Origin of the sequence: Actinomadura latina NBRC 106108 (genome assembly GCF_001552195.1) — a bacterium.
Classification (GTDB): domain Bacteria; phylum Actinomycetota; class Actinomycetes; order Streptosporangiales; family Streptosporangiaceae; genus Spirillospora; species Spirillospora latina.
In genome coordinates, this window is record NZ_BCQS01000028.1 from 13,970 (window position 1) to 33,179 (window position 19,210).

Sequence of the window (19,210 nt, forward strand, 5' to 3'; positions counted from 1 at the left end):
TCAGCTTCGGCTTCAGCTTCAGCTTGCGCTCCTCGCGCACCCCCCGCGCAGCGGCGGGGGGATCCTGTTGAGTTGTCGCGGGCGGGCCCGCCGTGGCCGGGTCACCCGAAGATGTAGCCGAACACCGCGTCACCGACGCGCTGGTCGGTCACCTCGGCGCCGTTGGCCTCCTCCCGCGCGAACTTCACCGCGTCCTGCAGCTTCTCGATGCGCGCCAGCAGCTCGTTGACCCGCCTGGCCGGCAGCGCGCCGGAGAACTTCACCGTCGTCCAGTGGCCGACGGCGATGTCCTCGTAGTAGACCTCGACCTGGGCCGGGTGCTTGTCGGTCGCCTCCGCCTTGACGTGGTTGCGCGGGACCTTCTTGGTCTTCACCGTGCGGACGGGCTCGGTCCGCCACACGTCGGTGGACGGGTCGAACGTCCACGTCTCGGCGGCGTCCAGGATCGGCAGCTTGCGGAGGAAGGCGTGCAGGTCGTTCAGCTGCTTCTCCAGGAACAGCAGGTAGGTGACCGGCACGTCCCGCACCAGCGTCGCGCCGTCCACGGTCACGTCGGCGCGGGCGGCGCAGTTCGCCCAGTCCTTGGTGGCGGTGACGTCGAACAGCCGGGTGAGGGAGCGCGTCACGTCCCGCAGCACGCCCTCGACCGTGACCTGGACGCGGGTGGACTCGGCGGGCAGCTGCTCGCCCTCCTCGTCCTTCGGCTGGTAGGTCCGTGAGATGCCGGACAGCAGCGGGGCCTTCTGCGTCGACTGGTGCGCCGCCGCCAGGTCCTGGACGGACTTGCTCTTCACGCCCTTCTCGACCGCGATGATCTGGTTGAGCTTCGTCGGCATCTCGTTCACTTCCCCTCGATCGCGAGCACGACCGTAACAGCGCCGATAACGCAAGATCACCTGATTTTTGCCATTACATCGGTTCTGTTTCGGTGAGGCCGGACGCGCGGTCCATGCGGAGCCGGCGGGTGAGGCCGAGGGTGCGCAGGAACGGGACGTCGTGGCTGACCACGATCAGCGCGCCCTCGTAGGCGGCGAGGGCCTGGGCGAGCTGCGCGGCGCTGGCCATGTCGAGGTTGTTCGTCGGCTCGTCCAGCATGAGCAGCTGGGGGGCGGGCTCGGCGAGGAGCAAGGACGCGAGGACGGCGCGGAAACGCTCGCCGCCCGACAGCGTGCCGGCCGGCTGCTCGGCGCGTGCGCCCCGGAAGAGGAACCGGGCCAGGCCGCCCCTGATATCGGTAACGGGGGCGGACGGCGCCTGGGCGCGGACGTTGTCGATGACGCTCAGCCCGTCGTCCAGGACGTCGAGGCGTTGCGGCAGGTAGCGGACGCCGTCGACACCGATCTTGACGGTCGTCCCCTCCGGCACGCGCTCGCCGGTGAGCGCGCGGAGGAACGTCGTCTTGCCGGAGCCGTTCGGGCCGGTCAGCGCGATCCGCTCCGGGCCCCGGACGATCAGCTCGGTGAGCGTGCCGGTCTCCGGCTCGGGCGCGGTCAGGCCGGTCACGGTGACGACCGTGCGGCCCGCCGGGACCCGCGTGGCGGGCAGCTCGATCCGGATTTCGGCGTCCTCGCGGACGCCCTCCTCGGCCTCGGTGAGCCGGGAGCGGGCGCCGGCGAGGCGCTCCTCGTGCATGATGCGGTGCTTGCCCGCCGACTCCTGCGCGGCCCGTTTGCGCGCCCCCATGATGATCTTCGGTTCGCGCTTGTTCTCGAACATCTTGTTCCCGTAGCGCTTGCGCCTGGCGAGTTTGACGTGGGCCTCCTCCAGTTCGCGCTTCTGGCGGCGCAGGTCCGTCTCGGCGGCCCTGACCGTCCGCTCCGCGGCCTCCTTCTCGACGGAGAGGAGGTCCTCGTAGGCGGACAGGCCGCCGCCGAACGTCCGGATCGCGCCGTCGCGCAGGTCGGCGATCTCGTCGACGCGGTCGAGCAGCTCCCGGTCGTGGCTGACCACGACGAGCACGCCCGCCCAGGACGCGACCGCGTCGTAGAGGCGGTGGCGCGCGTCCAGGTCGAGGTTGTTGGTGGGCTCGTCCAGGAGCAGGACGTCGGGACGCGCGAGGAACCGGGCCGCGAGCCCGACCATCACGGCCTCACCGCCGGACAGGGCCCGGACGGTGCGGTCCAGGCCGAGGTGGTCGAGGCCGAGGCGGTCGAGCTCGGCGCGGGCGCGCTCCTCGACGTCCCAGTCGTCCCCGACCGCGGTGAAGTTCTCCTCGGTGGCCTCGCCGCGCTCGATGGCGTGCAGCGCGGCGCGGGTCGCGGTGATGCCGAGCAGGTCCGAGACGGTGGCGGCGTCGTCGAGGACGAGGTTCTGCGGCAGGTAGCCGACCTCCCCCTCGACGGCGACGGTGCCCGACGCGGGCCGCAGCTCACCGGCGATGATCTTGAGCAGGGTGGACTTGCCGGAGCCGTTGACGCCGATCAGCCCGGTGCGGCCGGCGCCGAACGCGGCGTCGAGGCCGGCCAGCACGACGGTGCCGTCCGGCCAGGCGAATGACAGGTCCGAGCACACGATGGCGAATGACATAAGGGCGGTCTCCATGGGTTCGAGCGGTTTCGGGCTGCATGGAGACACCGCGGGATCGCGCGACGCGCCGGCGGGCATGAGAAAGCCCGGCGAGACGAGGGTCCGCTCTGAGGTCACGTGCGCGGGCCGTGGACGGCCATACGCGCGGTGTCGGACCTCAGATCCTCAATGGACTCCCCTGCCGGACGGCGATGTGACGGCGTCGAGGCTACCCGGCCCCCTATCGCGGGGCAAATCACGTCGGAGATTCTCGGTGGATCCTCGCCGGGCGGCCCGGCATGCTGGTGCGGATGGGAACCGTCAGCCCCGTTTTCGCCGGGCGCGCCGCCGAACTTGGCGCGTTGCGCAGCGCCCACGCGCGGGCGTGCGCGGGCGAGCCCGCCGCCGTCCTCGTCGGCGGGGAGGCGGGCGGCGGCAAGACCCGCCTGGTCACCGAGTTCACGCGGGAGCTGCGCACGCTGACCGGCGGGTGCCTCGATCTGGGCGCGGCCAGCCTGCCCTACGCGCCGTTCAGCGCGATCCTGCGGCGCCTCGGCCGGGACACCGTCGTCTCGCTGATGCCCGGGACGTCCCTGCCGGAGCTGGCCCGGCTGATGCCCGGCCTGACCGCCGCCGCGCCGCCGCCCGACGACGGCACCGGGCAGATGCGGCTGTTCGAGCACGTCCTGACGCTCGTGGAACGGCTCGGCGAGCGGGAGCCGGCCGTCCTGGTGATCGAGGACGCCCACTGGGCCGACGGCTCCACGCGGGACCTGCTGTCCTTCCTGTTCCGGAACCCGCCGCACGGCCGGGTGCTGCCGGTCGTCACCTTCCGTCCCGAGGAACCCGGTACCCGGCCCCTGTTCGCCGGCCTGGCCCGCCTCCCCCACGTGACGCGCATCGATCTGCCGCCCCTCAGCCCGTCCGAGGTGGCGGACCAGGTGCGCGGCATCCTCGGCGCCGCCGGCCCCGCCCTGGTGCGCGACGCCCATGCCCGCGCCGGCGGCAACCCGCTGTTCGTGGAGGCGCTCATCGGCAGCCCGGACGAGACGGTCCCCGGCTCGCTGCGCGACCTGCTGCTCGGCCGCGTCCGCCGGCTGCCGGAGGAGTCCCGCGCCGCACTGCGGGCGGCGAGCGCCGCCGGCGAACGGGTCGGGCACGGCCTCCTCGCCGCGGTGACCGGCCTGCCCGATGAGGGGCTCAGCGCGGCCCTCCGCCCCGCCGTCGACCACGGCCTCGCCGTCGCGGACGGCGACGGGTACGCGTTCCGGCACGCGCTCATCCGCGAGGCCGTCCACGAGGACCTGCTCCCCGGTGAACGCGCCGGCCTCCACCGCCGGTACGCCGAGACCATCGAACGCTCCCCGGAACTCAGTGACGCCCCGGCGAGCGCCCTCGCCGTCCACTGGCAGGGTTGCGGGGATCATGCGCGGGCCCTGGCGGCCGCGTGGCATGCCGCCGGCGAGCGGCGCGCCGCCGCCGCGTACGCCGAACAGCTCACGCTGCTGGAACGCGTTCTGGACCGGTGGGACCGGGTGCCCGGGGCCGCCTCCCTGACCGGGCTCCCCCGCCACCGGGTCCTGGAGATCGCGGCGGAGGTCGCCGGAATGGCCGGTGACGCCGATCGCGGGCTGCCGCTCGTCCGGCAGGCCATGGCGGACGCTGGGGACGCCCCGGTCCGGACCGCGCGGTTGCTGGCGCTCAGGGCGGGCCTGCGGGGCGTCCAGGGCCGGGAGGACGAGCTGGGCGACCTGCGGGCGGCCGAGCGGCTCACGGCCGCCCCCACACCGGATCGCGTCCGGGTGCTGTCGCAGCTGAGTTCCCGCCTGCTCGTCTACGGGGAGCATGACGAAGGCGCACGGCTCGGCCGGGAGGCGCTGGAATTGGCGCGCCGCCTCGGAGCCGGCATCGACCTCGCCCCGCTGGAGGCGATCCTGGCCGCCGCCACGGCGCGGGACGGCCAGGGCGACCTGGTCCCGCTCGAACGGGTGCTGCGCCGTGACCTCGAACCGTGGGTGCACGCCCGGGCGCTGAACACGCTCGTCCACTGCCGTCTGAACCGGGGCCGTGCCGAGGAGGCGCTGGGGCTCGCGGCCGACGGCCTCGCCGCCGCGGAGGACGCGGGGGTCGTCTACAGCGCGGGAACGGCGCTCGCGGTCAACGAGGTGGAGGCGCTGTACCGGCTCGGCCGCTGGGACGAGGCCGCCGGGACGCTCCAGCGGCGGCTCGACCGCCATCACGGGGCGGCCTTCCGGCTGCAGATGATGATCTGGCGGATCGCCCTGCTGGCGGCGCGGGGCACCGGCCCGCGGCCCGATCCGGAGGCGCTGTCCGTCCCGCTCGGCACGGGGTTCCCGCAGACCGCGCTGCCGCTCGCCCAGATGATCATCGAGTGGCGGCTGGCGGAGGAGGACCGCCCGGCCGCCCGCGCGACGGTGGACGCCGTCCTGCGCCATCCGCGGCTCACCGTCCAGCCCTGCCATCTCTGGCCGCTGCTGGAGACCGCCGCCCACGCCGGCGGCCCGCGCCTCCCCGAGATCACGGAACTGGCCCGGGGGCTGCCCGTCCTGACGCCGGTCGCAGCGGCGCACCGGGCGGCCGTCAGCGCACTGACCGGAGGTCCGGCGGCCTGGGGCACCGTGATCGAGGCGTGGGAGACGATGGATCAGCCCTACCCGCTGGCCCGGGCGCTCTTCGACGCCGCCTGCGCCGACCTCGCGGCCGGGGACCGGACGGCGGCGGCCGCCCGGCTGGACCGCGCCGCGGCGATCGCCGACCGCCTCGGCGCCGCGCCGCTGGCCCGCCGCGTCTCCGAACGCGCCCGCCGGGCGGGCCTGGCCGGGCCGTCCGGCGGGCCGCTGACCGCGCGCGAGTCCGAGGTGATGCGGCTGCTGGCGCGCGGCCGCTCCAACCGGGAGATCGCCGAGGAGCTGGTCATCTCCCCCAAGACCGCCAGCGTCCACGTCTCCAACATCCTCGCCAAGCTCGGCGTCTCCTCGCGCGGCGAGGCCGTCGCCGCCGCCCGCGACCGCGGGCTCGCCTAGGAGACAAGCCGCCGAGATAAGCCGCCGCCTTATGGCTCGGGCCCCCTCCTTACGGCGACGGTCGAGGCATGGAAGCCGCCGTGCACACCTCCGGGCTGCGACGCGTCTACAAGCGCGGGCGCAAGGACCCCGTCGTCGCCCTGGACGACCTGACCCTGGCCATCGAGCAGAACGAGATCCACGGGCTGCTCGGGCCGAACGGGGCGGGCAAGACCACCCTCGTCAAGATCCTCTCCACCGTGCTGCTGCCGTCGGGCGGGTCGGCGCGGGTCCTCGGCCGCGACGTCGTGACCGACACGCGCACCGTCCGGTCGCAGGTCGGGCTCGTCCTCGGCGGCGACCGGGGCCTCTACGACCGGCTGTCCGCCCGCCGCAACCTGCTGTTCTGGGGCGCGCTCTACAAGCTCGGCGCCCGCACGACCCGCGAGCGCGCCGACGCGCTGCTGGAACGGGTCGGGCTCGCCGAGCGCGCGGACGACCGTGTCGAGCGGTTCTCGCGCGGGATGCGGCAGCGGCTGCACCTGGCGCGGGGGCTGCTGCACGAGCCGCGCGTGCTGTTCCTGGACGAGCCGACGTCCGGGCTCGACCCCGTCGCGGCCGGGGCGTTCCGGCGGCTCGTCCTCGACCTGCGCGCGGAAGGCCGCACGTTCCTGCTGGCCACGCACGACATGGACGAGGCCACGGCGCTGTGCGACAGGGTGACGCTCATCGACCGCGGCCAGATGCTGCTCAGCGCCGACACCGCGCGGGCCGGGCGGTTCCTCGGCGAACGCGAGTGCGTCGACTTCACCCACCCCGACCCGTCCCTCATCGAGGCCCTGGCCCTCCTGCCGGACGTGATCGACGCCGAGCAGCGGGATGGGACCGCCTGGCGCGTCCACACGGCCGGCCGGGACGGCACCCGCCGCGTCCTCGCCTGGCTGCTGGACCGCGATGTCCTCACCGCCCGGCGCGGCGAGCCGACGCTCGAAGAGGTGTACCTGCGCACGGTCGGCGACCGGGGGATGCGCGTATGAGCATGCTCCGTGCGATGTGGCAGGCGGTGCTGCTCCAGCTCGCGCTGTCGCGGCACGCGCCGGAGCACGCGCTCGTCCTGCTGATCGCTCCCATGCAGACCACGACGATGCTGGCGCTGACCGTGACGTCGCACCGGCCGGACGCCGTGGCGAACGCCGTCCTCGCGCCGGGGTTGATCGGGCTGTGGGTCGCCGCGCTCGACTACGCCGGGCGCATCGTCCCCGAGGACCGCTGGGCCGGCCGGTTCTCCCCGATGGTCGCGGCGCCCGTCCCGCTCGGCCCGGTGGTGGCCGGGCGGGTCGCGACGGTGGTGCTGGTGGGCGCGGCGGCGTTCGCGGAGTCGTGGCTGGTGGCGGCGCTCGGGTTCGGCCGGGTGGTGACAATCGCCGATCCGGGCCTGTTCGTGCTCGCGGTCGCGGTCACCTGCCTCGCGACGATCGGGACGGCGACGCTGCTGTCGGCGGTGCTCGTGGTGTCGCGGGCGCGGGACGTCCTGCAGAACTCCCTCGGCTACCCCTTCTACATCCTCGGCGGGATCCTCGTCCCGGTCGCGGCGCTGCCCGGATGGCTGCACCCGTTCAGCCGGGTCGTGTTCCTGTCGTGGAGCGCCGAACTGCTGCGGGACGCCGTGCGCGGCGATGCGAGCGGCCGGTTCTGGCCGGTCGCAGCGATCCTCGCGCTGGGCGCGGCGGCGATGGCCGCGGGCCTGTGGCTGACGCGGCGCTACGTGAACCGGTCCCGCCGGGAAGGGATGGTGGAGTTCGCGTGAGGCACGTGCTCCGGATCGTCCGGGAATCGCTGATCCTGGGCTTCGCCGAGATGGGCGCCGTCTACACGTGGCGGACCTGGACGTTCGGGTGGCTGATGCGGCTGCTCTGCCAGGCCACGTTCTACGCGCTGCTGGGCCGCTACGTCGGCGACGACGAGACGATGCGGTACGTGCTGGTCGGCAACATCGTGGTGCTGGCCTGCATGGAGTCGACCATCGTGGTGATCTCGCTGGCCGGTGAGCGGCGCATGGGGACGCTGCCGCTGCTGGCCGTCGCGCCGTCCGGGCACCTGCCGGTGTATCTGGGCCGCGGCCTGCAGTGGACGGCGACCGGGATGACCAGCTCACTGGTCGCGTGGCTCGTCCTGCCGCCGCTGCTTGGCGTCCCGCTGCCGTGGCCGCGCGCCGCATACGCCGTCCCGGTCGTCGTGCTCATCCTCGCGAGCAGCTACGGCTACGGGTGCGCGCTGGCCGGCATCGCGCTGCGGCTGCGCGGCGTCGAATGGCTGGTGCTGAACGTCGCGTACGGGATCGTGATGACGTTCGGCGGGGTGAACGTCCCGGTCGAGGTGTGGCCCGCGCCGCTGGAGTTCGCGGCGCAGGCGCTGCCGGCCGTGCACGGGCTGGAGGCGGTGCGCGGCATCCTCGGCGGCGCGCCGATCGGCCGCATCATGCGGCTGCTCGGGATCGAGGCGCTGGTCGGGGCGGGCTGGTATGCGGTGGCGGCGCTGTCGATGGACCGGCTCGTATCCGTCGGACGGCGCGACGGAAGCCTCGACTACGCCGGCTGAGACGCGACCGCGCCCCGGAACCCGCGGCGGGCCCAGGGCGCGGTCGACCGGTCTCAGGCGCCGCGCAGGACGGCCCCGGTACGGCCGGCCGCGACCGCCACCGCGGCATCACGGGCCTGCGACGCCTCCTCGGCGGTCAGCGTGCGGTCCGGGGCGCGGAACCGCAGCGAGTACGCGAGGGACTTGCGGCCCTCCCCCACCTGCTCGCCGGTGTAGACGTCGAACAGCCGGATCGCCTCCAGCAGCTCGCCGGCTCCGTCGCGCAGCGCCGACTCCACCTCGGCGGCGGGCACGTCGGTGCCGACGATGAGCGCGACGTCCTGGCTCGCGACCGGGTAGGGCGACACGTGCGTCGCGCGGACGGAGACCGGCTCGCCGAGGCGGCGCAGCTCCAGCTCCATCGCGCATGACCGCGCCGGCAGCCCGTACGCCTTGGTGACGCGCGGGTGCAGCTCGCCCGCGTGGCCGACCAGGGTGTCGTCCAGGTAGAGCGCGGCGCAGCGGCCGGGGTGCCAGGGGGCATGCTGGTCGGCCCTGACCGTCAGCTCCACGCCCGCCTCGCGGGCCACGGTGCGGGCGGCCTCGATCGCGTCCGCCCACAGCGCCGGACGGCCCTCGCCCCACCAGCCCGACGGCTCCCGGTCGCCGGACAGCACGACCGCCACCCGGTGCGGCTGGTCCGGCAGCGCCGCCTCGAGACCTGTGATCTCTTCGGCCGTCGGGCCGCGGTCCACGGGGAGGCGGGGCGCGCGCTCCGGCGCGTCCGGGCGCGGCCGGAACACCACACCCAGCTCGAACAGGCCGGTGTCGCCGAAGCCCCGTCCCGCGTTCAGCGCCAGGACCTTGAGCAGGCCCGGCAGCAGCGTGGTGCGCAGCAGCGGCTCCTGCTCCGACATCGGGTTCGCGAGGCGCAGCGTCCGGCGGCGTGCGTCGTCCGCCGGGAGCTGCAGGCCGTCGAGGTCCTTCTCGGCGATGAACGGGAACGCCAGGGCCTCGACGTAGCCGGCGCCCGCGAGCGCGCGGCCGACCCGGCGGCGCAGCCGCTGGTGCGGGGTCAGCCCCTGGCCGGCGGACGGGCGGGGCGCCCTGGCCGGGATGTCCTCGTAGCCTTCGAGCCGGATGACCTCCTCGGCGAGGTCGTTCGGGTCGGTCAGGTCCGGACGCCAGGACGGCGGCGTCACCGTCAGGACGTCGTCCCCGGCGACCGTGCAGCCGACCTGCTCCAGCCGCCGGACGACCGCGTCCCGCCCGTAGGCGACGCCCGCGACCTTGTCGGGGTGCTCGGCGGGCATCGTGACGGTGACGGGCTCGACCGGCGCCTCGGCGTGCGTCACGCCCGGCACGATCTCCGCGCCGCCCAGCTCGGCGAGCAGTTGGACGGCCCGGTACGACGCGTACAGCGGCAGCTCGCGGTCGACGCCGCGCTCGAACCGGTGCGACGCCTCGCTGTGCAGCCGGTGGCGGCGGCTCATCCGGGCGGTGCCCATCGCGTCGAAGTGCGCGGCCTCGATGACCATGTCGGACGACCGCTCGCCGATCTCGGTGGCGAGGCCGCCCATCGTGCCGGCCATCGAGATGGGCCCCGACTCGTCGGTGATGAGGATGTCGTCCGGATCGAGGGTGCGCTTGACGTGGTCGAGCGTCTCCAGCTTCTCGCCGGGGGCGGCGCGCCGCACCACGATCGGGCCGGTGAGCCCGCCCCGGTCGAAGGCGTGCAGCGGCTGGCCGAGCTCCAGCATCAGGTAGTTGGTGACGTCCACGGCGAGCGACACCGGCCGCATCCCGGCGCGGTGCAGGCGGACCTGCATCCACATCGGGGTCTTCGCGTCCGGGTCGAAGCCGCGCACCTCCCGCAGCACGAACCGGTCGCAGACGGCCGGGTCCCCGATAGAGGCGGGGTACGCCTCTCCGTTCTTGGCGGGCAGCTCCACGTCCGCCGGGTCCTTGAACGGGACCCCGTAGGCGGTGGCCGCCTCGCGGGCGATGCCGCGGATCGACAGGGCGTAGCCGCGGTCGGGGGTCACGGCGATGTCGAGGACGTCGTCGCGCAGCCCCAGCAGCTCGATGGCGTCCGCGCCGACCGGCGCGTCCGGCGGCAGGACGAGGATGCCGCTGTGGTCCTCGCCGACGCCCAGTTCGCTGACCGAGCAGATCATGCCCTCGGACAGGTGCCCGTAGGTCTTGCGCGCGCCGATCTCGAACCCGCCGGGCAGCACGCCGCCCGGCAGGATCACCACGACGCGGTCGCCGGCCGCGAAGTTGGTGGCGCCGCACACGATGTTCTGCGGCTCGCCGGTGCCGTTGGCGTCGCCGACGTCCACCTGGCAGTAGCGGATCGGCTTCTTGAAGCCGGTCAGCTCCTCGATCGCCAGGACCTCGCCGACGACGAGCGGGCCGGTGATGTCCGCGCCGGCCTGCTCGACGGTCTCGACCTCCAGGCCCGCCGCGATCAGCTCGGCGGCCAGCGCGCGGCCCGTGACGCCGGCGGGCAGCTCGGCGTACTCGCGCAGCCAGGAAAGCGGGGCGCGCATCAGATCTCCATCCCGAACGGGAGGGTGAACCGGACGTCGCCCTCCACCATGTCGTACATGTCCTCCACGCCGTGCCGGAACATCAGCGTCCGCTCGACGCCCAGCCCGAACGCCCAGCCGCTGTAGCGGTCCGCGTCGACGCCGCAGGCGACCAGCACCCGCGGGTTGACCATGCCGCAGCCGCCCAGCTCGATCCAGCCCTCCGAGCTGCACGTCCGGCACGGGTCGGCGCCCGGCTCGGCGGACGCGCCCCGGCACACGAAGCACTGCATGTCCACCTCGGCGGACGGCTCGGTGAACGGGAAGTACGACGGCCGGAACCGCGTCTTCAGCCCCTCGCCGAACATGCCGGTGACGAACGCGTCGATGCCGCCGCGCAGGTCGGCCATCGTCAGGCCCTCGTCGACGGCGAGGCCCTCCAGCTGGTGGAAGACGGGGCTGTGCGTGGCGTCCAGCTCGTCGGTGCGGAACGTGCGCCCCGGCGCCACCACGTAGACGGGCAGCTCCCGCGACAGCAGCGACCGGATCTGCATCGGCGAGGTGTGCGTGCGCATCACCAGGCCGGACTCCTCCGACTCGACGAAGAACGTGTCCTGCATGGTGCGGGCCGGGTGGTCGGGCAGGAAGTTCAGCGCGTCGAAGTTGAACCACTCCGCCTCGACCTCGGGGCCCTCGGAGACCTCGAAGCCCATGGAGACGAAGACGTCGGCCATCCGCTCCTGCATCGTGGTCAGCGGGTGGCGGGCGCCGCGCGGGGCGCGGTCCCACGGGAGGGTGACGTCGACGGTCTCCTCGACGAGGACGCGCTGGTCGCGCTCCTCCTCCAGCTCCGCCTGGCGCTTCTTCAGCGCCTTGGACACCGCGCCGCGGGCGGCGCCGATGCGCTTGCCGGCGTCGGCGCGGGCCGCGGGCGGCAGCGCGCCGATCTCGCGGTTGGCGAGGGCGAGGGGCGAGCGGTCGCCGGCGTGCGCGAGGCGGACCTGCTTCAGGGCGTCGAGGTCGGCGGCGGCGGCGATCGCCGCGAGGGCCGTGTCACGGGCCCGCTCCAGCTCGTCGGGCTGCAATGCGGACACCTCGACAGGGTCATAGGACTTGTTGGGTGCAGACATGGTGGTGTGATCGACTCCGGTCGGCGTGGGACGCCCGCAGTCTAGTGCGCGGACGGTGAAGATCCGGAAAGCGTGCGCGTGACGCGCTGGCCCGTCCAGGGGCCCGGTGCCGTGCGGCGGCGCGGCGTGCGCCGCGGTCAGCCGGCGTAGTCGGGGGCCCCTGCGGGCACGGTAAATCGGAACTCGGCGCCGCCGCCGGGCGCCCGCCGCACAGTGATCACGCCGCCGTGCGCCTCGACCAGGCCTTTGACGATGTAGAGCCCGAGGCCGGTGCCGCCGCGGCGGTTGCCGCCGGGGCCGCGCCAGAACTGCCGGAAGACGCGCTGGGCGGCCTCGGGCGGGATGCCCTCGCCCTCGTCGCGTACCGACACGGCGGCTCCCTCCTTGTGCGCGTCCGGCTCCACCACGATGGTGACAGTGCCCGCGCCGTGCCGCACCGCGTTTTCCACGAGATTGCCGAGGATCTGGTCCATCTTGTCGGGGTCGAGCCACATCTCCGGCAGCTCGCCGCGCGCCTCGAAGCGGAACCGGTCCGCCGGCTCGCCGGCCGCGACCCGGCCCGCGATGATCTTGCGGACCTCGCCGGGGATGTCGACGACCTGGCGGCGCATCTCCAGCCGGCCCGCCTCGATGCGGGACACGTCCAGCAGCTCGGTGATCAGCCGGGTGACCCGGTCGGCGTCGGCGTTGACGGTCTCCAGCATCACCCGCTTCTGGTCGTCGTTGAAGCGGTGCCACTTGGCGAGCAGGGTCGCGGTGAACCCCTTCACGCTGGTGAGCGGGGAGCGCAGCTCGTGCGCCACGGTGGAGACGAGGTCGGCGCGGTCGCGCTCCTGGCGGGCGCGGTGGACGGCGTCGCGCAGGCTCACCGTGAACCGTTCCACCCGGCCCCGCGCGTCCCGCCGGTAGGCGGCCGTCACCAGCACCTCGGTGCCGCCGGGCAGGAACAGCACGCGCTCGGGGTGCCGGGTGCGGGTGCGGAGGCCGTCGTAGGGGGCGAGGCACTTCCACCAGTCGCGCCCCTCGGCGTCGTGCAGCGGGAGGACGTCGCGGAAGTCGCGGCCGACGGCGGACTCGGCGGCGATCCCGGTGATCCGCGCGGCGGCGGCGTTGAACACCGCCACGCGGGCGTCCCGGCCGGCGACCATCAGCCCGTCGGGCAGGTCGTCGGCGGCGTCCCACTCGGCGGCCGGCCCGGACCCCTGCTCGGGTACGCGCGCGGCCACGGAAGGGGACTCCTCTCCGCCCACAGCGGCCTCCAGAACACCGATGAGAACGCGGCCTGTCGAAAAGAGACTCTAGCCGGAGTCGGCCGCCTTGCGGGACCCGGAAACCGCCCGGCGGCAAGGCATCTGTAGCCTTCCGGGCCGGGTGCCGCACCTCCGGAGGCCGTCCGCGCCGACGCGGACGGCCGGGCTCACCGGGACGCGGCCGGCGGGCCCGGCGCGGCCCACACGTCGTCCACGGCGGCGTGGACGGCGAACAGCCGGTGCAGCCCGGTGATGCGCAGCAGCCGCAGCTGGGCGGGCCGGACCCCGGCGAGGACGATCTCGCCGCCGTCCGCCGCGATCTGGTTGTGCGCGGCGACCAGCGCGCCGAGCCCGGCCGCGTCGCAGAACGGGACGGCGGTGAAGTCGGCCACCAGCCGGCGCGGCCCCGCCCCGGCCGGCCGGCCGTGCAGCTCGACGAGCCGGTCGCGCAGCGCGCCGGCCGTGCGCAGGTCGATCTCCCCGGCCACCTCGACGACGGCCGTGTCGCCCCGGACTCCGGCGACCTCGATCCGCAGTCCGCCGGCGGCCCGCGCGGCGGCGGCCGCCGAGACGTCCGGGGCCGCGGGCATCGTGCTCCCGCCCGCCCGGCACCGCACCTCCGGCACGCGCCGGACCGCCCGGCGGGCCGGCCTGGTCTCCTCGGTCATCACGTCTCGCCCCCACTCTGTCGGCGTCATGCCGCCCCTGGTCAACGCATTGATCAACACGGTAGGCGCCGGGCGGGCGGAGGTTGATCCCCCGCCGGTCCCTGATCCGGCTCCTACCTGCGGATGACCCGCACGCGGCGGCAGGCCCCCTGCCCTCCGCCCGTGCACGGCCCATCCTCCCAGCTCGGCAGTCGGCGATCGGCACGCCGGGCGACCGAATGCGGCCAGCCGATCACGGAATGCAGTGAACCATCGCGGCCTTCCCGGCGTTCAGCGCCGGGAAGATCACCAGTGTCACACGCCGCGCGGTCACGCGCCGCGCGGCGGGCCGGTGCGCTGCGCGCGCGCCGAGGCGTACAGGCATACGGCCGCGGCCGTCGCCAGGTTCAGGCTCTCGGCGCTGCCGTAGATCGGCACGCGCACGACCTCGTCCACGTGCCGGAGTATCTCGCCCGGAAGCCCCCACGCCTCGTTCCCGAACACCCAGGCGGTGGGGCGCGCGAGCAGCCCCTGGTCGATCGCCTCGTCCAGGGTGCGGTCCCCCCCGCCGTCGGCGGCGAGCACGGTCAGGCCCGCGCCCTTCAGCTCGGGGACCAGCGTGTCGAACCGCGGGCCGGTGACGACCGGCAGGTGGAACAGGCTGCCCGCCGAGGCCCGCACGCACTTGCCGTTGTAGGGGTCGACGGACGCGTCGGTGAACACGACCGTCTCCGAGCCGGCGGCGTCGGCGGTGCGCAGCACGGTGCCCGCGTTTCCGGGGTCGCGGACGTGCGCGAGGACGGTCACCAGCCGGGGGCCGTCCTCCAGCGCCTTGGCGAGCGGGACGTCGACGAACCCGCAGACCGCGAGCAGCCCCTGCGGGGTGACGGTCTGGGCCAGCTCGGCCATGACCTCGCCGCTGACCCGCAGCACCGGCGCGCCGGCCTGCTCGGCGGCGAGCACCAACTCGGGGTGGCGGGCCTCCGCCTCGGCGGTGGTGAACAGCTCGGCGAGCCCGCCCGGGATCCGCAGCGCCTCCCGCACCGCCTGCGGCCCCTCGGCGAGGAACCGGTTCTCGCGGCGCCGGAACGCGCGTTTGGCGAGCCGCCGAGCGGCCTTCACCCGCGGTGATCGGAGAGAGGTCAGCTCGCGGCCCGCCATGTCGCTGTGATCGCCCGTCTGCCGGTCGCCCGGCTCAGGCCGCCTCCGTACCCTCGGCCGGGAGCGCGTCCTTGGCGACCTGGACGAGCGCGGCGAACGCCGCGGCGTCGTTGACGGCCAGCTCGGCGAGCATGCGGCGGTCGACTTCGACCTCCGCGGCCTTCAGGCCCTGGATGAACCGGTTGTAGGTGATGCCGTTGGCGCGGGCCGCGGCGTTGATCCGCTGGATCCACAGCCGGCGGAACTGGCCCTTGCGGTCCTTGCGGTCCCGGAAGGCGTAGGTCATCGAGTGGAGCTGCTGCTCCTTGGCCTTGCGGTACAGGCGCGAACGCTGACCGCGGTAGCCGCTCGACCGCTCCAGGACGACCCGACGCTTCTTGGCGGCGTTGACGCCCCGCTTCACGCGTGCCACGTGTTGCACTCCTTCGTGGGGGCCGGGGCCATGCGGGCCTCGGCCGGTCGCTGATGTTCTTGGTCGAGTGCTACTTGCGCAGCAGCTTCTTGATGTTCTTGGCGTCGGCGTCGGCCACCACGGCCGGGCCGGACAGCCGGCGCGTCCGCTTGGTCGGCTTGTGCTCGAGCAGGTGGTTCTTGTTGGCGCGGCGGCGCATCACCTTGCCGGAGCCGGTCAGCTTGAAGCGCTTCTTGGCACCACTGTGGGTCTTCGTCTTCGGCATGGTCGCCGTCGTCTCCCTCTTCCCGGCCCCCGTGCGTGCCGCACGGGGGCGCGCCTGATCGGCGCACCGCACGGAGTTCCGTGGACGCGCCCGGCCAGGCATCAATGTACGTGCGCCGCGACCTCGCTCAGCCGCGAGGTCGCGGTGTCGGGACCGCCGCGAGGCCGTCCCGGAGCGGCCGTCAGGCGGTGGTCTCGGCCTCCTGCCCGCGGGCCGTCTTCTTCTTGTGCGGACCGAGCACCATGATCATGTTCCGGCCGTCCTGCTTGGGCCGCGACTCGACGAAGCCGAGGTCCTCGACGTCGTCGGCGAGCCGCTGCAGCAGCCTGTACCCGAGCTCGGGGCGGGACTGCTCACGACCACGGAACATGATCGTGACCTTCACCTTGTCCCCGGCCTTCAGGAACCGCACCACGTGACCCTTCTTGGTCTCGTAGTCGTGCGGGTCGATCTTCGGGCGGAGCTTGATCTCCTTGATGACCGTGTGCGCCTGGTTCTTCCGCGCTTCACGCGCCTTCATCGCGGACTCGTACTTGAACTTGCCGTAGTCCATGAGCTTCGCGACGGGCGGACGCGCGGTGGGCGCCACCTCGACGAGGTCGAGGTCCGACTCACGCGCGAGTTCGAGGGCCTTGGCGATGGGCACGATGCCCACCTGTTCGCCGTTCGGACCGACGAGCCGGACCTCTGGCACGCGAATGCGGTCGTTGATACGCGGTTCGGCGCTGATGGGACCTCCTTGGGGCCGTTCTCAAGTTCGTTGGACCGGTCGTACCCCGAGGCTTCCACGAGAAAAGCCCCGCACGACTCACGCACGGGGCCACCTTCGGTCTCCCTGGACGGACGAACCGCCCGGGGACGACGGCGGGACGGGCGCGCAACGCCCGTTCGCCGGACCGAGAACCCACCGGCCTGGGTCCGGGCGTCCCCAGATCGACACCGCGGGCTCCGGCGAGCCGCCCTGATGGGCGGCGTGCACGGTCCGCGGCCTCGGGTCTGGGTGACCCGGATGAAACTGCGGGCTTCGGCGTAGCCGCCCTGGTGGGCGGTCAGCACGGTCCGCGGCCTCGGCCGGTCAGGTGGGAGGTGGCCTCCGCTTGAGCGCCCGGAGCACGCCATCACCAGGATCGCGCGCACAGGGCCGGTCGGCCACCCAGACTACCACCTGGCGAGCGTCGGCGCGCCATAGCGACAACCGTCCGGTGACGTGGGCGTGAGCCGGTGCCTTGGTGAGGTACGCCACCCTCCACAACGGGTCCGGGCGCTCGGTCATTCCCCGTCCCCGCGCCTTGCGGAGCGCCGCCGGGCGGCGGGGACGCGGCGCCGGCGGGGCGCGGTCGGGGGCGGGGCGCGGTCGGGGGCGGAAAGGTGAGGGTGTTGTGGCCGGGCGGGCGTCTCGGCGCGCGGGGCGGGCGGTTGTTACGGTGGAGCGGAGACGGCCCGGTGGGGCCGGCACCAGGGAGGTTGTTCCCGCGATGCCCTCGGTCGAGGCCGGCGGAGCCGGCCCCCTCACCGCCTTGTCGCCGATCGCGCTGCAGTTCGCGCAGAAGGCGTTCATCGAGTCCGCCGGACGGCTGCTGCTGGTCCGCAAGTCCGCGTCCGACCCGTTCCACCCGGGCCGCTGGGAGGTGCCCGGCGGGCGGCTGGAGGTCGACGCCGACCTCGACCTCGACGACCACATCCGCCGGGAGGTCTGGGAGGAGGTCGGCCTCAAGATCGATCCGGGGCCGCCGTTCCATCTCTGGCAGTGGTACATGCCCGATCGCGGGCCCCGCGGCGGCCAGGTGCGCGTCGTCGCGGCGGCGCGCCGCTGCCGGCCGGTGACGCTCGACACGACCCTCGGCAACCAGGACACCGGCGACCATCTGGACGGGTGCGCCTGGGTGCCGCTGGACGAGATCGGCGGATACGACCTCATCCCGAGCCTGCGCCCGGTGATGCGGGCCTTCCTGCTCCCGCCGAGCTGACCGCCGCCGATGGCCCCGTCCCGATCCCCCGTGGAGTGGCCGGGGCTCGACGGCGCGACCGAGCGCCGGTTCACGATGTTCGTCGTCGGCGACGCCGGGATCGAGGTCCGCGCGTCGCTGCCCGATGTCCGGTTCGCCGAGCTCGGCGCCGACCGGCTCTCCTACGCCCCCGCGCGGGCCGTGGTCGCGGGGACGGCGGTGAACCTGGCCCGGTGCGCGGCCCGCCGCTTCCGGCGCGTGGGGGTGCTGGCGAAGATCGGGGACGACGACTACACGCCGGTGATCCGCCGGGAACTGCGCCGGATCGGCGCGGACGACCACCTGCACGTCGAGGCGGGCGTGCCGAACGGCGTGTCGGTGATGCTGCGCGACCGCCCGTGCGGCGGCGGTCCCGGCGTCCGGCTGCTGGTCGTCCACGACGAGCCGCCGGGACGCCGGCTCACGGCGGCGGAGGTCGCCGCGGAGTCGGCCGCGATCGCGGCCGCGGACGTCCTGGTCGCCGACGGGTACTCGGTGCTGTCCCCGGTCTCGCGGGCGGCGCTGGAGGAGGCGGCGCGCATCGCGGGCGCGGCGGGGACGCGGGTCGCGTTCGACCTCGTCCCGCACGACATCGACGCGCGGCTCCCGGCGTCCGACGTGCTGCCCCTGCTGGCCCGCGCGGGCCTCGTGTTCTCCGAGGCGCCCACGGTGGCGCGCCTCCTCGGGCGCCCTGCACCGGCCGGCGGGGACGAGGTGCGGGCCATGCTGCCGGTGCTGGACCGTGCGGTGCCGGGACGTCCGCTGTGGCTGCTGCGGTTCGGCCCGACGTCGCTGGAGCGGGTGCTCGCCTACCAGCGCGGACGGCCGCTGATGGAGTACCCCACCGGCTACGGCGGCGATGTCCGGCGCGCCGGGTTCGGGGACCGGCTGGCCTCGTGCGAGCTCTACTGGTGGCTGTCGGACGGCTGATCCCCGGGCGGGAGGGCGTCCTGTGCGGCGCGCAGCGCGGTGAGCGTGCGCAGGAACCGCAGCCGGCTGCCGGGCAGCCCGAACGTCTCCTGCCAGCGCCACACCCCGTCCGGTCCGGCGGCCGTCACGGCCCAGCGCAGGAACTGGCTCCTGACGCCGTCCCCCGGGTGGACGGTCATGACCTCGTTCTCCTCGATCAGGAGGTAGGAGCGGCCTGCGCGGAAGTAGGCGCGCAGAGCGGCACGGCCGGCGGGCGAGCCGGGACTGCCCCGCTCCTCCACCACCGCGCGGACGCCCGGTGTGCCGGGCAGCAGGTGCCAGTGCGCGTGGTCGATGCACGCGCCGCCGCCCTGCGGAGTCGCCGGGCCGTGCTCGAACAGCAGCAGCTCACCGCTCCCGTAGGCGGCGCGGTAGAGGCGGGCGACGCGGTCTCGCCACCACAGCGCCCGGCCCCACATGCTCCGCCCGAACTCTCCCGCGCACTGGTAGTGGTCGCGGGTCACCAGCAGGACGTGGCCCTCGGCGAGCGGCGCCACGTCCGGCATCAGGAGGAAGTCGCGGTCGCGGGCGATCACGCCGGACTCGCCGGGAAGGCCGGCCATGCCGTTGAACCGGAAGCGCAGGGGCGGGCACAGGACGCAGTCGTGATCGGGCCCGTTCCACGCCGTCGGCTCGGCCAATCCTCCTCCAGCACCACGGAACGGGACCGCTCTCCTTCCAGCCTGCCCGGCCCCGGCGGGCCCTACGGCCGCGGATACACACATGGAACCCGCGGGGTACAAAGCGTGGCCCGG

At 74.2% G+C, this 19,210-nt stretch carries 17 protein-coding genes; 6 read left to right on the top strand and 11 right to left on the bottom strand.

Annotated elements, in window-relative coordinates; all coding sequences use genetic code 11:
• Positions 1-101 precede the first annotated feature (101 nt).
• Both AL2_RS28860 and AL2_RS28865 read right to left on the bottom strand, forming a co-directional pair.
• The gene (locus AL2_RS28860) at positions 102-836 is read right to left on the bottom strand and encodes a DUF7873 family protein (RefSeq protein ID WP_067639284.1); all 735 of its coding nucleotides are present in this window, start codon (positions 834-836) and stop codon (positions 102-104) included.
• A 73-nt stretch (positions 837-909) separates the two neighbouring features.
• Positions 910-2,526, bottom strand: coding sequence for an ABC-F family ATP-binding cassette domain-containing protein (locus AL2_RS28865; protein WP_174550889.1), 1,617 nt, complete (start codon positions 2,524-2,526; stop codon positions 910-912).
• Between the two features lie 290 nt (positions 2,527-2,816).
• On the opposite strand from AL2_RS28865, the gene AL2_RS39880 reads away from it, so the two are divergent.
• The 4 genes from AL2_RS39880 (at position 2,817) to AL2_RS28885 (ending at position 8,126) form a co-directional block, all read left to right on the top strand.
• Positions 2,817-5,549, top strand: coding sequence for an ATP-binding protein (locus tag AL2_RS39880; RefSeq protein ID WP_168444591.1), 2,733 nt, complete (start codon positions 2,817-2,819; stop codon positions 5,547-5,549).
• A 68-nt stretch (positions 5,550-5,617) separates the two neighbouring features.
• Positions 5,618-6,565 (top strand): ABC transporter ATP-binding protein, encoded by a 948-nt coding sequence (locus AL2_RS28875; protein ID WP_067639107.1) that lies wholly within the window; start codon positions 5,618-5,620, stop codon positions 6,563-6,565.
• Positions 6,562-7,335 (top strand): ABC transporter permease, encoded by a 774-nt coding sequence (locus AL2_RS28880; protein ID WP_083947004.1) that lies wholly within the window; start codon positions 6,562-6,564, stop codon positions 7,333-7,335. The genes AL2_RS28875 and AL2_RS28880 overlap by 4 nt, the downstream gene beginning before the upstream one ends.
• Complete coding sequence (locus AL2_RS28885) at positions 7,332-8,126, top strand: ABC transporter permease (protein ID WP_067639111.1); 795 nt, start codon at positions 7,332-7,334, stop codon at positions 8,124-8,126. Before AL2_RS28880 ends, AL2_RS28885 begins: the two co-directional genes overlap by 4 nt.
• Positions 8,127-8,179: 53 nt before the next feature.
• On the opposite strand, the gene pheT is transcribed toward AL2_RS28885, so the two are convergent.
• From pheT to infC, 8 genes are all read right to left on the bottom strand, one after another.
• Positions 8,180-10,657: a phenylalanine--tRNA ligase subunit beta gene (pheT, locus tag AL2_RS28890; RefSeq protein WP_067639113.1), complete on the bottom strand. Its 2,478-nt coding sequence runs from the start codon at positions 10,655-10,657 to the stop codon at positions 8,180-8,182.
• Positions 10,657-11,766, bottom strand: a complete 1,110-nt coding sequence (gene pheS, locus AL2_RS28895; RefSeq protein WP_067639115.1) for a phenylalanine--tRNA ligase subunit alpha — start codon at positions 11,764-11,766, stop codon at positions 10,657-10,659. The genes pheT and pheS overlap by 1 nt, the downstream gene beginning before the upstream one ends.
• A gap of 137 nt (positions 11,767-11,903) precedes the next feature.
• A complete protein-coding gene (locus AL2_RS28900; protein ID WP_067639117.1) occupies positions 11,904-12,992 on the bottom strand; it encodes a sensor histidine kinase in 1,089 nt (362 codons plus the stop codon).
• Between the two features lie 191 nt (positions 12,993-13,183).
• Positions 13,184-13,684 (bottom strand): STAS domain-containing protein, encoded by a 501-nt coding sequence (locus AL2_RS28905; protein WP_083947006.1) that lies wholly within the window; start codon positions 13,682-13,684, stop codon positions 13,184-13,186.
• A 309-nt stretch (positions 13,685-13,993) separates the two neighbouring features.
• Positions 13,994-14,824, bottom strand: coding sequence for a TrmH family RNA methyltransferase (locus AL2_RS28910; RefSeq protein WP_067639119.1), 831 nt, complete (start codon positions 14,822-14,824; stop codon positions 13,994-13,996).
• A 34-nt stretch (positions 14,825-14,858) separates the two neighbouring features.
• Entirely contained in the window at positions 14,859-15,236 is a 378-nt protein-coding gene (rplT, locus tag AL2_RS28915) for a 50S ribosomal protein L20 (protein ID WP_067639121.1), read from the bottom strand.
• 70 nt (positions 15,237-15,306) lie between these two features.
• A complete protein-coding gene (gene rpmI, locus AL2_RS28920; protein ID WP_067468638.1) occupies positions 15,307-15,501 on the bottom strand; it encodes a 50S ribosomal protein L35 in 195 nt (64 codons plus the stop codon).
• A 181-nt stretch (positions 15,502-15,682) separates the two neighbouring features.
• Positions 15,683-16,231 carry a translation initiation factor IF-3 gene (gene infC / locus AL2_RS28925; RefSeq protein WP_083947007.1) on the bottom strand — a complete coding sequence of 183 codons (549 nt, stop codon included), beginning with the start codon at positions 16,229-16,231 and terminating at the stop codon, positions 15,683-15,685.
• Positions 16,232-16,976: 745 nt separating this feature from the next.
• Between infC and AL2_RS28930 the strand changes: the two genes are divergently transcribed.
• A complete protein-coding gene (locus AL2_RS28930) occupies positions 16,977-17,468 on the top strand; it encodes an NUDIX domain-containing protein (protein WP_067639125.1) in 492 nt (163 codons plus the stop codon).
• A gap of 30 nt (positions 17,469-17,498) precedes the next feature.
• Positions 17,499-18,416: a PfkB family carbohydrate kinase gene (locus AL2_RS28935; RefSeq protein ID WP_067639127.1), complete on the top strand. Its 918-nt coding sequence runs from the start codon at positions 17,499-17,501 to the stop codon at positions 18,414-18,416.
• On the opposite strand, the gene AL2_RS28940 is transcribed toward AL2_RS28935, so the two are convergent.
• Positions 18,392-19,096, bottom strand: coding sequence for an HIT family protein (locus tag AL2_RS28940; RefSeq protein WP_067639129.1), 705 nt, complete (start codon positions 19,094-19,096; stop codon positions 18,392-18,394). The genes AL2_RS28935 and AL2_RS28940 overlap by 25 nt on opposite strands.
• Positions 19,097-19,210: the final 114 nt, after the last annotated feature.

Excerpts from the sequence above, each read along its gene's own strand:
- AL2_RS28860 (WP_067639284.1), bottom strand. The coding sequence starts at position 836 with ATGCCGACGAAGCTCAACCAGATCATCGCGGTCGAGAAGGGCGTGAAG.
- AL2_RS28865 (WP_174550889.1), bottom strand. The coding sequence starts at position 2,526 with ATGTCATTCGCCATCGTGTGCTCGGACCTGTCATTCGCCTGGCCGGAC.
- AL2_RS39880 (WP_168444591.1), top strand. The coding sequence starts at position 2,817 with ATGGGAACCGTCAGCCCCGTTTTCGCCGGGCGCGCCGCCGAACTTGGC.
- AL2_RS28875 (WP_067639107.1), top strand. The coding sequence starts at position 5,618 with ATGGAAGCCGCCGTGCACACCTCCGGGCTGCGACGCGTCTACAAGCGC.
- AL2_RS28880 (WP_083947004.1), top strand. The coding sequence starts at position 6,562 with ATGAGCATGCTCCGTGCGATGTGGCAGGCGGTGCTGCTCCAGCTCGCG.
- pheT (WP_067639113.1), bottom strand. The coding sequence starts at position 10,657 with ATGCGCGCCCCGCTTTCCTGGCTGCGCGAGTACGCCGAGCTGCCCGCC.
- pheS (WP_067639115.1), bottom strand. The coding sequence starts at position 11,766 with ATGTCTGCACCCAACAAGTCCTATGACCCTGTCGAGGTGTCCGCATTG.
- AL2_RS28905 (WP_083947006.1), bottom strand. The coding sequence starts at position 13,684 with ATGACCGAGGAGACCAGGCCGGCCCGCCGGGCGGTCCGGCGCGTGCCG.
- AL2_RS28910 (WP_067639119.1), bottom strand. The coding sequence starts at position 14,824 with ATGGCGGGCCGCGAGCTGACCTCTCTCCGATCACCGCGGGTGAAGGCC.
- rpmI (WP_067468638.1), bottom strand. The coding sequence starts at position 15,501 with ATGCCGAAGACGAAGACCCACAGTGGTGCCAAGAAGCGCTTCAAGCTG.
- AL2_RS28930 (WP_067639125.1), top strand. The coding sequence starts at position 16,977 with ATGCCCTCGGTCGAGGCCGGCGGAGCCGGCCCCCTCACCGCCTTGTCG.